At 57.8% G+C, this 13412-nt stretch carries 7 protein-coding genes, 2 tRNA genes and 3 rRNA genes; 2 read left to right on the top strand and 10 right to left on the bottom strand.

The genetic code is table 11. The annotated features are described in order from the left end of the window. Window positions 1-420, top strand: coding sequence for a DUF6691 family protein (locus ACGI6K_RS00060; RefSeq protein ID WP_376947971.1), 420 nt, complete (start codon window positions 1-3; stop codon window positions 418-420). Window positions 421-622: 202 nt separating this feature from the next. Further along, on the top strand, window positions 623-1486 hold the full coding sequence (locus ACGI6K_RS00055; RefSeq protein WP_376947972.1) for an MBL fold metallo-hydrolase: 864 nt from the start codon (window positions 623-625) through the stop codon (window positions 1484-1486). 129 nt (window positions 1487-1615) lie between these two features. Here the strand turns inward: ACGI6K_RS00055 and ACGI6K_RS00050 are convergent, their stop codons facing one another. From ACGI6K_RS00050 to ACGI6K_RS00005, 10 genes are all read right to left on the bottom strand, one after another. Further along, window positions 1616-2149 carry an acyloxyacyl hydrolase gene (locus ACGI6K_RS00050; RefSeq protein ID WP_376947973.1) on the bottom strand — a complete coding sequence of 178 codons (534 nt, stop codon included), beginning with the start codon at window positions 2147-2149 and terminating at the stop codon, window positions 1616-1618. A 219-nt stretch (window positions 2150-2368) separates the two neighbouring features. After that, window positions 2369-2569, bottom strand: a complete 201-nt coding sequence (locus ACGI6K_RS00045) for a hypothetical protein (protein ID WP_041806852.1) — start codon at window positions 2567-2569, stop codon at window positions 2369-2371. Between the two features lie 324 nt (window positions 2570-2893). Beyond that, window positions 2894-3196: an I78 family peptidase inhibitor gene (locus ACGI6K_RS00040; RefSeq protein ID WP_376947975.1), complete on the bottom strand. Its 303-nt coding sequence runs from the start codon at window positions 3194-3196 to the stop codon at window positions 2894-2896. A 107-nt stretch (window positions 3197-3303) separates the two neighbouring features. Next, window positions 3304-6438, bottom strand: coding sequence for an efflux RND transporter permease subunit (locus tag ACGI6K_RS00035; RefSeq protein WP_376947977.1), 3135 nt, complete (start codon window positions 6436-6438; stop codon window positions 3304-3306). 25 nt (window positions 6439-6463) lie between these two features. Beyond that, window positions 6464-7597 (bottom strand): efflux RND transporter periplasmic adaptor subunit, encoded by a 1134-nt coding sequence (locus ACGI6K_RS00030; protein WP_376947980.1) that lies wholly within the window; start codon window positions 7595-7597, stop codon window positions 6464-6466. 238 nt (window positions 7598-7835) lie between these two features. Further along, window positions 7836-7951, bottom strand: a 5S ribosomal RNA gene (gene rrf, locus ACGI6K_RS00025). Window positions 7952-8109: 158 nt separating this feature from the next. After that, window positions 8110-11001, bottom strand: a 23S ribosomal RNA gene (locus tag ACGI6K_RS00020). Between the two features lie 245 nt (window positions 11002-11246). After that, window positions 11247-11322 (bottom strand) — tRNA-Ala (locus ACGI6K_RS00015). A gap of 44 nt (window positions 11323-11366) precedes the next feature. Continuing rightward, a tRNA-Ile gene (locus tag ACGI6K_RS00010) sits at window positions 11367-11443 on the bottom strand. A gap of 91 nt (window positions 11444-11534) precedes the next feature. Continuing rightward, window positions 11535-13070, bottom strand: a 16S ribosomal RNA gene (locus tag ACGI6K_RS00005). The 16S, 23S and 5S rRNA genes sit together here with 2 tRNA genes alongside, the layout of an rRNA operon. Window positions 13071-13412 lie beyond the last annotated feature (342 nt).

The raw sequence follows: 13412 nt of genomic DNA, 5'->3' as shown, positions 1-13412 counted from the left end.
ATGCGCAGACTGACCGCACTGCTCGCCGGACTGCTCTTCGGCATCGGCCTGTTGCTGGCCGGCATGAGCAATCCGGCCAAGGTACTGGGTTTTCTCGATCTGGCCGGCTCCTGGGACCCTTCGCTGGCATTGGTGATGGCTAGCGCCATCGGCGTCGCTCTGCTGCCTTTCGGCTGGGCCAAGCGCCAACAGCGCTCATTGTTGAACGCGCCCATGCAACTGCCGCAGAAACGCGGGCTGGACCACCGGCTGATCGGTGGCAGCCTGACGTTCGGCATCGGCTGGGGCATCGCCGGCGTCTGTCCGGGTCCGGCCTTGACCCTGCTATCCGGCGGTTACTGGCAGGGCCTGATCTTCGTGCTCGCCATGCTCGGCGGCATGGGACTGTTCAGCGTCTTGGAGGGTCGACGCAATTTTTGACCATCGAACAGGAAGCCCGCGTACCCCACGCATGCTCGTCGACCTATCTTCGCCGGCAAGCAGCTTTCTTCAATATGCGCTCGACCTACACTGGATGGGCATCAGCAAGTGTGGAAAGCGCGGCCGACATCGGACGCGCCCTCCGCCAGGCTTTCGCATCGTGCCCCCCTTAATATGGATTTCTCTTGCCGAAGGACAGCCCATGAACACCCGTGTAGAAGCCTTCTTCGATCCCGCCACCTGCACATACAGCTATGTGGTGAGCGACCCGATCAGCCGGCAATGTGCCCTGATCGATGCCGTACTGGACTATGAGCCCGCCTCCGGGCACATCGACCACGGTTCCGCCGACCGCCTGATTGCCCATGTCCGTACTCAGGAGCTGGAAGTGCGCTGGATTCTGGAAACCCATGTTCATGCCGACCACCTGAGCGCCGCCGCATACCTTAAGCGGCAGCTCGGTGGCAAACTCGGTATCGGCGAACACGTCACCCAGATCCAGAAAACCTTCGGCAAGCTGTTCAACGCCGGCGAGGAGTTCGCCCGCGACGGCAGCCAGTTCGACCACCTGTTCCACGACGACGAAAGGTTCCGGCTCGGCGACCTCCAGGTTCATGTCCTCCACACCCCCGGACATACCCCGGCCTGCATCACCTACCTGATCGGCGATGCCGCTTTCGTCGGCGATACCCTGTTCATGCCCGACTATGGTACTGCCCGCTGTGATTTTCCCGGCGGAGACGCACGTACCCTGTATCGCTCGATCCAGCGGCTCTACCGGCTGCCGGACGAAACCCGGGTGTTCGTCTGCCACGATTACAAAGCGCCGGGACGTACCGAGTTTCTCCACGAAACCAGCATAAGCGAGGAGCGCCGGCACAACATTCATGTGCATCAGAACATCGACGAGGAAGTCTTCGTGGCGGTACGCAACGCGAAGGATGCGACTCTCGCCATGCCAGCCCTGATCCTTCCTGCCGTGCAGGTCAATATGCGCGCCGGAGAACTCCCACCGGCCGAGGACAACGGCATTCGCTACCTGAGGATCCCGCTGAACGCACTCTGAGCCGGCTCTCGTCGTCGGGCCGCCGGATTTCCACGATGGTCAGGGGGAAAAGGAATCTGGACGGCCAGAGACTGGCCGCCCAGCTCGAACTCTGGCGCAGAGGGCGTAGAGCTCGAGCGCAACACCGAATCAGAAGGCGTGGCTGTAATAAGCCGAGAAGGACTCGATGCCGTCGTTGGGCTGTTTGATGCCGGCGTTGGAGTAGTGAACCGCTCGGATGCCGACTTTTTGGCCACCCGCGAACTTGATACCGGCGCCGATGCGATCCTCGAAGTTGAAGGAGGAACCCAACTGCTGCTCGCCCACGCGGGTCTTGGAGAAGAAGGCAACGCCGACGCCGAGTTCGAGGAACGGGGTGACGCTGCTGAAGCCGCTGAACTCGTAGGTGAACACCGGGCTAAACGACAGCGAATGCGCACCCGCGTAGTTATCGTTGCCGGAGCCGCCCTCCCAGTAGGTATAACCGGCATCCCAGTAACCCGTCACATAACCCAGGTCACTCTTCCACCATTGCTTTTCCCAGGGCAGGCCCAAGCTGAGGCGATAGGTCATATCACTCTGACTGGTGACGCCGACCGCAGCACCTACCTCGACAGCCTGTGCCACCCCCGCCGAACCCAGAAGGAGAACGGCGACTGCGGGCAATGACAGATATTTTCGCATTGAAACATCCTCTATTTGTTAGCAAGTACGATTATGCAGAACTCCTGGAAAGTCCGGACCTGCCTGGCCGGACGCAAATCTCCCGTCAGGCGACGGGCAAAACGAGTCTCGCAGAAAAGGCACGCGAGCATTGCATGCGACATCCGCACACAATGCGGCGGCGAGAGTTTCGCACGATAATGGCTCGAACTTGAATATTTATTCTATTGGATCGGCTCTTCACGGAGTGGCCAGAGCTTTCTTGTATTTCTCGTATTTGTCCGGAGACAGAGCGCTTCGCCCCAGCATGCCCTGGGCGAACTCCTTGATTTCGGCATCCGAATAGGCCCTGTGGGCTATCTGCGGCGGCGATCCACAGCCACTCAGCATGCACGGAACGAAGGCAAGCGCCATCCATAACGGAACGACCACCGATTTCATAGGTTCAACCTGCAAGTTGAGTGGTTGGATTTCCGCATCCGGCCTACGCCGTGACTCCATCCTTATCCAGGCGGATCGGAATGAAGTAGGAACTCGTGCTGCCACGCGCAGCGACAACCGGATTTATGAAAAGCCCGGAGATTCTAGAAGTCGTTGGAAGGACAAAAAACTAGGCATTCCAAAAAGTATCGTTACTTTATTCGCAACAATATATTGAGGATTTTCTTACAATCGTTGGAATTTTTGTCGGGAATGTCTGTTTTACATCAAGCCTTCCGCCTCGGCCAAAATAGGCCGGGGCGGTATTGAGCGAACGGAATTCGTCTAGCCGCAATGGACCTGTCTGATCACCAGGTGCTCGTCGACGTCCAGATTCAGACGCTTGGAATCGTAGTCCAGCGTTACGCTGTCCTGAGGACCGGTCACCCGCGCCCGCAGTGCTCCAGCACGACGCCGGGCCTCTTCGAGCAGGGCGGGGCTGGCGGTCTGGCCGACCAGATCCTGCACCGCGCTGTCGCTGCATCCCTGGCTGGAGACCGCAGGAACAGGTTCGGACTTGCCGGCGGAACTGCAACCGGTCAACAGCATTGCAAAGAGGAGGCTGAGGGGGACGTATCTCGAAATCATGTCTGCTCCTAAAGTAATGCAAGCCCGACAACCATATCATCCTTGAGGCTGCTGCCCCGGCCGCTGGCGATGGATGTCTTTCGTCGATAGCCGAAACCACGCAGGGCTCATAGCATCTCACCACGGTCGGCAGCCTCGGGGCGACGATCCCCGAACAGGGATGACACCAATACGTAGAATAGCGGCACCCAGAAGATCGCCAGCACCGTGGCGGTGAGCATGCCGCCGATCACCCCCGTACCGATGGCATGCTGGCTGCCGGCACCGGCACCGCTGGAGATGGCCAGCGGCACGACACCGAGGATGAATGCCAGAGAAGTCATGATGATCGGCCGCAGGCGCATGCGGCAGGCCTCCACTGCTGCCTCCGGGAGCGCCATGCCCTGCTCGTGCAGGTCCTTGGCGAACTCGACGATGAGGATCGCATTCTTCGCCGACAAGCCGACAGTGGTGAGCAGGCCCACCTGGAAGTAAACATCATTGGAGAGTCCGCGCAGGCTGGTGAAGCAAAGCGCGCCTACGACTCCTAGCGGCACGACCAGCATCACCGAGAAAGGAATCGACCAGCTTTCGTAGAGGGCCGCCAGGCAAAGGAAGACCACCAATAGCGAGAGTGCGTAGAGCACCGGCGCCTGGGATCCGGAAAGACGCTCTTCGTAAGACAGGCCGGTCCAAGCGTAACCGATACCCGGCGGCAATTCCTCGGCGATCCGCTCCACCTCGGCCATAGCCTCCCCGGAGCTGTAACCGGGTGCCGGCTCGCCGAGAATCTCCATCGCCGAGACGCCATTGTAACGGGCCAGTTTCGGCGGACCGTAGGTCCACTCGCCACTGGCGAAGGCACTGAAGGGCACCATGGTGCCAACCGCATTGCGCACGAACCACTTGCCGAGATCTTCGGGAGTCATGCGTGCCTTCGGCTCGCCCTGCAGATAGACCTTCTTCACCCGTCCCCGATCGATGAAATCGTTGACGTAACTAGCCCCCCAGGCGATGGAGATACTGCTGTTGATGTCCGCCAGGGGGACACCATAGGCACGGGCCAGTTCATCATCGATCAACAGGCGATACTGCGGCTCGTCGCGCAGACCATTGGCACGTACTCGGCTGAGCACGGGACTCTTTGCAGCACGGGCGAGAAACTGGTCGCGGGCTGCGCTCAACGCTTCGTGGCCGACGCCGGCGCGGTCCTGCAAAAAGACATCGAAGCCACTGGCGTTGCCCAACTCCATCACCGCCGGTGGGGCATAAGCGAAGGCCAAGGCGTCGCGGAACCCGGCAAAGCGCTGCTGAGCACGCTGGGCGAGGGCAAACACATTATCTTCTTCACTGGCCCGCTCGGCCCAAGGTTTCAATGAGATGAATGCCAAGCCGGAACTCTGCCCCCGGCCTGCAAAATTGAAGCCGGTGACGGTGAAAACCGAGTTGACCAGATGGCCCTCCTCCGTTAACAGGTAATTGCGCATTTCGTCCACCACCAGTTGGGTTCGCTCAGCGCTGGACCCCGAGGGGGTCTGCACTTGCGCGTAGAGCACGCCTTGATCCTCGTCGGGCAGGAAAGCGGTCGGTATACGGCTGAACAACCAAACCATGAGCACAACTATTGCAAAGTAGAGCAACAGATAAGGTAGTTTGCGGCCGAGCACCTGCCTGACACCACGCTCGTAACCTCGGACACTGCGCTCGAAGCTGCGGTTGAACCAGCCGAAGAAACCACGCCTCCGGTGATGCTCGCCTCTGCTCACGGGCTTGAGCAGAGTCGCACAGAGCGCCGGGGTAAAGATCAGCGCGACCAGTACCGATAGCGCCATGGCAGCGACGATGGTGATGGAGAACTGTCGATAGATTACCCCGGTCGAGCCACCGAAAAAGGCCATGGGTACGAACACTGCGGACAGCACCAAGGCAATGCCGACCAAGGCACCCTGGATCTGTCCCATCGACTTACGTGTGGCCTCCCGCGGTGGCAAGCCATCCTCGACCATGACCCGCTCGACGTTCTCGACTACTACGATGGCGTCGTCGACCAGCAGACCAATGGCCAGCACCATGGCGAACATAGTCAAGGTATTGATGGTGAAACCGAATGCGGCGAGCACACCGAAAGTGCCGAGCAGCACCACCGGGACCGCCAGGGTCGGAATCAGCGTGGCCCGGACGTTCTGCAGAAACAGGTACATCACCAGAAAGACCAGGACGATCGCCTCGCCGAGGGTTTTCACCACCTCCTCGATGGAGGCCGAAATCACCGGTGTAGTGTCATAGGGGTAGACGACTTTCACCCCCGGGGGGAAAAAAGGCTCCAGTTCGGCGAGGGTATCCCGCACCGCCTGGGCCGTTTCCAGTGCGTTGGCACCGGTCGCGAGCCTAATCGCTATTCCTGCGGCGGGTTGCCCATTGTAGGTCGAAGTGATGCTGTAATTCTCACCACCCAGCCCCACCTCGGCGACATCGCCCAGGCGCACCTGCGAGCCGTCGCCATTGACTTTAAGCAAGATGTTGCGAAACTGCTCGGCCGTCTGCAGGCGGGTCTTGCCGATGATCGTGGCACTGAGTTGCTGGCCAGGTACGGCCGGAAGACCACCGAACTGGCCGGAGGAAACCTGGACATTCTGGCTCTCGATTGCGTTGCGCACATCCACCGGAGTCAACTGGAAGTTGTTCAGGCGGACCGGGTCCAGCCAGATGCGCATGGCATATTGCGAGCCGAAGACCTGGAAATCACCCACGCCCTTGGCCCGGGAAAGGGGATCCTGAATATTGGAAACGATATAGTTAGCCAGATCGTTGCGGTCCATACTGCCATCTTCGGAAACGAAGCCAACGATCAAGAGAAAATTTCGCACCGACTTAGTCACTCGGATACCCTGCTGCTGAACCTCCTGTGGCAACAGCGGGGTGGCCAGTTGCAATTTGTTCTGAACCTGAACCTGGGCAATGTCCGCATCGGTACCGGGTTCGAAGGTGGCAGTGATGGTCATGTTGCCATCCGAATTGCTGTCCGAAGTGATGTAGCGCAGGTTGTCGATACCGTTGAGCTGCTGCTCGATCACTTGCACTACCGTATCCTGAACGGTCTGTGCCGAAGCGCCCGGATAGGTCACGGAAATGCTTACCGCCGGCGGAGCGATACTTGGATATTGATTGATTGGCAACCCAAGAATGGATAGCCCACCAGCTAACATGATCACCAAGGCAATCACCCAGGCAAAGATAGGGCGATCGATAAAAAATCCGGACATCGTGCTATCCCTTAGCGCAAGCCTTCTAGCCTGAAGGTTGCGTGGACGTCTCAGAGTTCTGCCTGACATTGCCGGCTGGCACTGCCTTTACCTCGACTCCCGGCTGAATGAACTGTAGCCCTTCAGTGATCAGCCGGTCGCCCGGTAGAAGTCCTTCGTTCACCAGCCAGCGATTACCGACGGCACGCTCTGCCTTGAGCGTCCGTAGCTCGACTTTGTTCTCTTTATTGACCACCATGGCGATGGCTTCACCTTTGGTATTGCGTGTCACGCCCTGCTGTGGCGCAAGAATTGCCTGGCTCTTCATCCCACGGAATAGGCGAGCATGCACGAACATCCCCGGCAGCAGTTCCCGGTCGGGATTCGGAAACACAGCCCGCAAGGTTACCGAACCGGTACTCTCGTCGACGGCAACTTCGGAAAACTCCAGCCGTCCCTCATGGATATATTCGCTGCCATCTTCCAACATCAGCCTTACCTTGGCCGTATTCTCTCCCGTTCTTTCCAGGCGACCGCTGGCTAGATCACGGCGTAACGCCAGCAATTCACGCGCCGGCTGAATGACATCCACGTAGATAGGGTCGAGTTGATGAATGGTTGCCATTACCTGAGCTTGGCCATTGCTAACCAGTGCACCTTCGGTTATGGCAGAGCGCCCGATACGACCAGAGATAGGCGCTAATACTCTGGTATAGCGAAGATCTATACGAGCCTTGTCTAAACCAGCTTTGGCCTGCAGATAGGCGGCTCGAGCCTCCTCATAAGCCTGTTGGCTCACAGCGCGACTCTCGATCAGTACGGCATAGCGTTCTGCAAGCGATCTGGTGGAGGCCAAACTAGCCTCTGCCTCTTTCAAGGCAGCCTCGTATACCGAGGCATCGATTTGATAAAGCTGCTGCCCACCTCTCACTTCGGTGCCTTCGATAAACAAGCGCTTCTGGATGATGCCGTCGACTTGAGGACGCACCTCCGCAACCCGGTAGGCAGCCGTACGGCCTGGTAACTCATGGGTCAGTACATAGGGTTGCGGCTCAAGCGTGACAACGCCCACCTCAAGCACCTGGTGCGGTGCTGGCGACTCCCGCTTGCAGCCGTTCGACAGCAGCGCCCCCAAAATAATGGCAGCCACTGCAGTAACAGGGGCTCGCCTCTTTGGCATTGGAGAAACCTCGCGCGTGGTGATCCCGACAGGTCTTGCCGACATACAAGCATAGATGCCACGAGGGAAGAGCACTGAACGGAACAGCGGCGCGCCGGGAGGGAAACGGCTGGGGCGCCACCCGACGGGCCTGCGGAGAGAGGCGCCCTTGGCGGGGCCGGCCTGCCGAGGCGGGAGTGCGCCCGGGGCGAGCAAAAACCCCCGGGCCGATGAGACGGTCCGGGGGTTCGCAAAAGGGGCTTGACGATGACCTACTCTCACATGGGGAAACCCCACACTACCATCGGCGAGGCGTCGTTTCACGGCTGAGTTCGGGATGGGATCAGGTGGTTCCAACGCTCTATGATCGTCAAGCAATTCGGTTGCCGCCGTGTCGAGGACACGACAGCCAATCGGGTCGGTGATAGCAGTAACCTGTTTCCGGCAATGTGCGGTCCAGCCAAATCTTCGGCCTGTCGGCTGCGCCCTCTGCAGGCCACCCTGCGGCGGACAACAGATTGTTTGGGCGTTATATGGTCAAGCCTCACGGGCCATTAGTATGGGTTAGCTCAACGCCTCACAACGCTTACACACCCCACCTATCAACGTCGTAGTCTGCGACGGCCCTTCAGGGAGCTCAAGGCCCCGGTGAGATCTCATCTTGAGGCGAGTTTCCCGCTTAGATGCTTTCAGCGGTTATCTCTTCCGAACGTAGCTACCCGGCAGTGCCACTGGCGTGACAACCGGAACACCAGAGGTTCGTCCAACCCGGTCCTCTCGTACTAAGGTCAGCCCCTCTCAAATCTCAAACGTCCACGGCAGATAGGGACCGAACTGTCTCACGACGTTCTAAACCCAGCTCGCGTACCACTTTAAATGGCGAACAGCCATACCCTTGGGACCGGCTTCAGCCCCAGGATGTGATGAGCCGACATCGAGGTGCCAAACACCGCCGTCGATATGAACTCTTGGGCGGTATCAGCCTGTTATCCCCGGAGTACCTTTTATCCGTTGAGCGATGGCCCTTCCATACAGAACCACCGGATCACTAAGACCTACTTTCGTACCTGCTCGACGTGTCTGTCTCGCAGTCAAGCGCGCTTTTGCCTTTATACTCTGCGCGTGATTTCCGACCACGCTGAGCGCACCTTCGTACTCCTCCGTTACGCTTTGGGAGGAGACCGCCCCAGTCAAACTGCCCACCATACACTGTCCTCGATCCGGATAACGGACCGGAGTTAGAACCTCAAGCATGCCAGGGTGGTATTTCAAGGATGGCTCCGGGGGAACTGGCGTCCCCCCTTCACAGCCTCCCACCTATCCTACACAAGCAGGCTCAAAGTCCAGTGCAAAGCTACAGTAAAGGTTCACGGGGTCTTTCCGTCTAGCCGCGGATACACTGCATCTTCACAGCGATTTCAATTTCACTGAGTCTCGGGTGGAGACAGCGCCGCCATCGTTACGCCATTCGTGCAGGTCGGAACTTACCCGACAAGGAATTTCGCTACCTTAGGACCGTTATAGTTACGGCCGCCGTTTACCGGGGCTTCGATCAAGAGCTTCGCTTGCGCTAACCCCATCAATTAACCTTCCGGCACCGGGCAGGCGTCACACCCTATACGTCCACTTTCGTGTTTGCAGAGTGCTGTGTTTTTAATAAACAGTCGCAGCGGCCTGGTATCTTCGACCGGCATGGGCTTACGGGGTAAACCCTTAACCCTCACCGGCGCACCTTCTCCCGAAGTTACGGTGCCATTTTGCCTAGTTCCTTCACCCGAGTTCTCTCAAGCGCCTTGGTATTCTCTACCCGACCACCTGTGTCGGTTTGGGGTACGGTTCCTGGTTACCTGAAGCTTAGAGGCTTTTCTTGGAAGCAGGGCATCAACCACTTCGCCTTCGTATAAGAAGGCTCGTCATCGGTTCTCGACCTTGACCACCCGGATTTGCCTGAGTGATCGGCCTACCGCCTTAAACTTGGACAACCAACGCCAAGCTGGCCTAGCCTTCTCCGTCCCCCCATCGCAGTAACCAGAAGTACGGGAATATTAACCCGTTTCCCATCGACTACGCTTTTCAGCCTCGCCTTAGGGGCCGACTCACCCTGCGTCGATTAACGTTGCGCAGGAACCCTTGGTCTTTCGGCGTGGGTGTTTTTCACACCCATTGTCGTTACTCATGTCAGCATTCGCACTTCTGATACCTCCAGCAAGCCTCTCGACTCACCTTCACAGGCGTACAGAACGCTCCTCTACCGCGCAGCTTGCGCTGCACCCGTAGCTTCGGTGCCTGGTTTGAGCCCCGTTACATCTTCCGCGCAGGCCGACTCGACTAGTGAGCTATTACGCTTTCTTTAAAGGGTGGCTGCTTCTAAGCCAACCTCCTAGCTGTCTAAGCCTTCCCACATCGTTTCCCACTTAACCAGGACTTTGGGACCTTAGCTGACGGTCTGGGTTGTTTCCCTTTTCACGACGGACGTTAGCACCCGCCGTGTGTCTCCCGTGCTGGCACTTGCCGGTATTCGGAGTTTGCATCGGTTTGGTAAGTCGGGATGACCCCCTAGCCGAAACAGTGCTCTACCCCCGGCAGTGATACACGAGGCGCTACCTAAATAGCTTTCGAGGAGAACCAGCTATCTCCGAGCTTGATTAGCCTTTCACTCCGATCCACAAGTCATCCGCTACCTTTTCAACGGGAGTCGGTTCGGTCCTCCAGTCAGTGTTACCTAACCTTCAACCTGCTCATGGATAGATCGCCCGGTTTCGGGTCTATACCCAGCGACTTGGCGCCCTATTAAGACTCGCTTTCGCTACGCCTCCCCTATACGGTTAAGCTTGCCACTGAATATAAGTCGCTGACCCATTATACAAAAGGTACGCAGTCACCCAACCAAGTGGGCTCCCACTGCTTGTACGCATACGGTTTCAGGATCTATTTCACTCCCCTCTCCGGGGTTCTTTTCGCCTTTCCCTCACGGTACTGGTTCACTATCGGTCAGTCAGGAGTATTTAGCCTTGGAGGATGGTCCCCCCATGTTCAGACAACGTTTCACGTGCGCCGTCCTACTCGATTTCATTGACCAGGGACTTTCGTGTACGGGGCTATCACCCGCTACGGCGGCCCTTTCCAGAGCCTTCCACTAATCCCTCGCCAACTTAAGGGCTGCTCCCCGTTCGCTCGCCACTACTAAGGGAATCTCGGTTGATTTCTGTTCCTCAGGGTACTTAGATGTTTCAGTTCCCCTGGTTCGCCTCTTGCCCCTATGGATTCAGGACAAGATACCCGGCTTGTGCCGGGTGGGTTTCCCCATTCAGAGATCGCCGGATCACGGGCCGTTTGCCGCCTCCCCGACGCTTATCGCAGGCTACCACGTCTTTCATCGCCTCTGACTGCCAAGGCATCCACCGTATGCGCTTCTTCACTTGACCATATAACCCCAAGCAATCTGTGGCCTCGCGGCCGTGCCTGGCTGGTGTGAAGACGACATTTGCCGAACATTTGCGCTTGAACTCGCACATTTGCCTTGACCGCGCCGACCGCAGTGAAACGAGCGGCGCGTCGTACTTCTATCACATACCCGAATTGTTAAAGAACGGTTCTGGCGCAAAGACCAGAAATCAGCATTCGCCCGATGGGAAATGCTCATTTCTAAGCTTTCAGCGATGGTGGTGGATGGTGGAGCCAAGGAGGATCGAACTCCTGACCTCCTGCGTGCAAAGCAGGCGCTCTCCCAGCTGAGCTATGGCCCCTCTTGCCTTGCGCGAGGTCGACACTGGCCACACCCCGTGACAATTGGTGGGTCTGGGCAGATTCGAACTGCCGACCTCACCCTTATCAGGGGTGCGCTCTAACCAACTGAGCTACAGACCCAATCGTCTCACTCTCGGGTCTAAACCCAATCGCTGTTTGCCAGGGAATCAAGCAATTCGTGTGGGTGCTTATGAGAAGCCGGATCTTCGATTAAGGAGGTGATCCAGCCGCAGGTTCCCCTACGGCTACCTTGTTACGACTTCACCCCAGTCATGAATCACTCCGTGGTAACCGTCCTCCCGAGGGTTAGACTAGCTACTTCTGGAGCAACCCACTCCCATGGTGTGACGGGCGGTGTGTACAAGGCCCGGGAACGTATTCACCGCGACATTCTGATTCGCGATTACTAGCGATTCCGACTTCACGCAGTCGAGTTGCAGACTGCGATCCGGACTACGATCGGTTTTCTGGGATTGGCTCCGCCTCGCGACTTGGCAACCCTTTGTACCGACCATTGTAGCACGTGTGTAGCCCTGGCCGTAAGGGCCATGATGACTTGACGTCATCCCCACCTTCCTCCGGTTTGTCACCGGCAGTCTCCTTAGAGTGCCCACCCGAGGTGCTGGTAACTAAGGACAAGGGTTGCGCTCGTTACGGGACTTAACCCAACATCTCACGACACGAGCTGACGACAGCCATGCAGCACCTGTCTCTGCGCTCCCGAAGGCACCGCTCCATCTCTGGAACGTTCGCAGGATGTCAAGGCCAGGTAAGGTTCTTCGCGTTGCTTCGAATTAAACCACATGCTCCACCGCTTGTGCGGGCCCCCGTCAATTCATTTGAGTTTTAACCTTGCGGCCGTACTCCCCAGGCGGTCGACTTAATGCGTTAGCTGCGCCACTAAGCTCTCAAGGAGCCCAACGGCTAGTCGACATCGTTTACGGCGTGGACTACCAGGGTATCTAATCCTGTTTGCTCCCCACGCTTTCGCACCTCAGTGTCAGTATCGGTCCAGGTGGTCGCCTTCGCCACTGGTGTTCCTTCCTATATCTACGCATTTCACCGCTACACAGGAAATTCCACCACCCTCTACCGTACTCTAGCCCAGTAGTTTTGGATGCGGTTCCCAGGTTGAGCCCGGGGCTTTCACATCCAACTTGCCGAACCACCTACGCGCGCTTTACGCCCAGTAATTCCGATTAACGCTTGCACCCTTCGTATTACCGCGGCTGCTGGCACGAAGTTAGCCGGTGCTTATTCTGTCGGTAACGTCAAGGCGCTTGGGTATTGACCGAGCGCCCTTCCTCCCAACTTAAAGTGCTTTACAATCCGAAGACCTTCTTCACACACGCGGCATGGCTGGATCAGGCTTTCGCCCATTGTCCAATATTCCCCACTGCTGCCTCCCGTAGGAGTCTGGACCGTGTCTCAGTTCCAGTGTGACTGATCATCCTCTCAGACCAGTTACGGATCGTCGCCTTGGTGGGCCTTTACCCCACCAACTAGCTAATCCGACCTAGGCTCATCTGTTAGCGTGAGGCCCGAGGGTCCCCCACTTTCTCCCGTAGGACGTATGCGGTATTAGCGCGGGTTTCCCCGCGTTATCCCCCACTAACAGGCAGATTCCTAGGCATTACTCACCCGTCCGCCGCTCGCCGGCAACCCGAAGGTCCCGCTGCCGCTCGACTTGCATGTGTTAGGCCTGCCGCCAGCGTTCAATCTGAGCCATGATCAAACTCTTCAGTTTCAATTCGTTTGGATCCTAAGATCCTAAACTCGGCTCAGCAATCGCCATATCTCAACTCATGAATTCACGAGTCGCTTGGACGTGCTGACTGTCTTGCGATGCCAGGCTTGCCACAAGCGCCCACACGAATTGCTTGATTCCACTTTGTTAAAGAGCGTTTCGGCCGGGCTTCCCCATCCGAGGCCGCGCATTCTACCGCAGCCGTTGAACCTGTCAAGCGTTTCGAGGCGTGTTTGGCAGCCTCTTCGCCGACCATTTCCTGCCCTGCTTTATGGCCAAGCCGTTGATTTTCAAGGGCTTGCCCTGCCAGGCAGAAAGTGGGGCGCATTATAGGGTACTTGA

Source organism: Azorhizophilus paspali (genome assembly GCF_043587585.2).
GTDB classification, from domain to species: domain Bacteria; phylum Pseudomonadota; class Gammaproteobacteria; order Pseudomonadales; family Pseudomonadaceae; genus Azotobacter; species Azotobacter paspali.
Note: the sequence above shows the minus strand (reverse complement) of the source record. Positions and strands in the feature narration are given on the sequence as shown.

Coding starts and splice junctions, on each gene's coding strand:
- ACGI6K_RS00060 (WP_376947971.1), top strand. CDS start 1: ATGCGCAGACTGACCGCACTGCTCGCCGGACTGCTCTTCGGCATCGGC.
- ACGI6K_RS00055 (WP_376947972.1), top strand. CDS start 623: ATGAACACCCGTGTAGAAGCCTTCTTCGATCCCGCCACCTGCACATAC.
- ACGI6K_RS00050 (WP_376947973.1), bottom strand. CDS start 2,149: ATGCGAAAATATCTGTCATTGCCCGCAGTCGCCGTTCTCCTTCTGGGT.
- ACGI6K_RS00045 (WP_041806852.1), bottom strand. CDS start 2,569: ATGAAATCGGTGGTCGTTCCGTTATGGATGGCGCTTGCCTTCGTTCCG.
- ACGI6K_RS00040 (WP_376947975.1), bottom strand. CDS start 3,196: ATGATTTCGAGATACGTCCCCCTCAGCCTCCTCTTTGCAATGCTGTTG.
- ACGI6K_RS00035 (WP_376947977.1), bottom strand. CDS start 6,438: ATGTCCGGATTTTTTATCGATCGCCCTATCTTTGCCTGGGTGATTGCC.
- ACGI6K_RS00030 (WP_376947980.1), bottom strand. CDS start 7,597: ATGCCAAAGAGGCGAGCCCCTGTTACTGCAGTGGCTGCCATTATTTTG.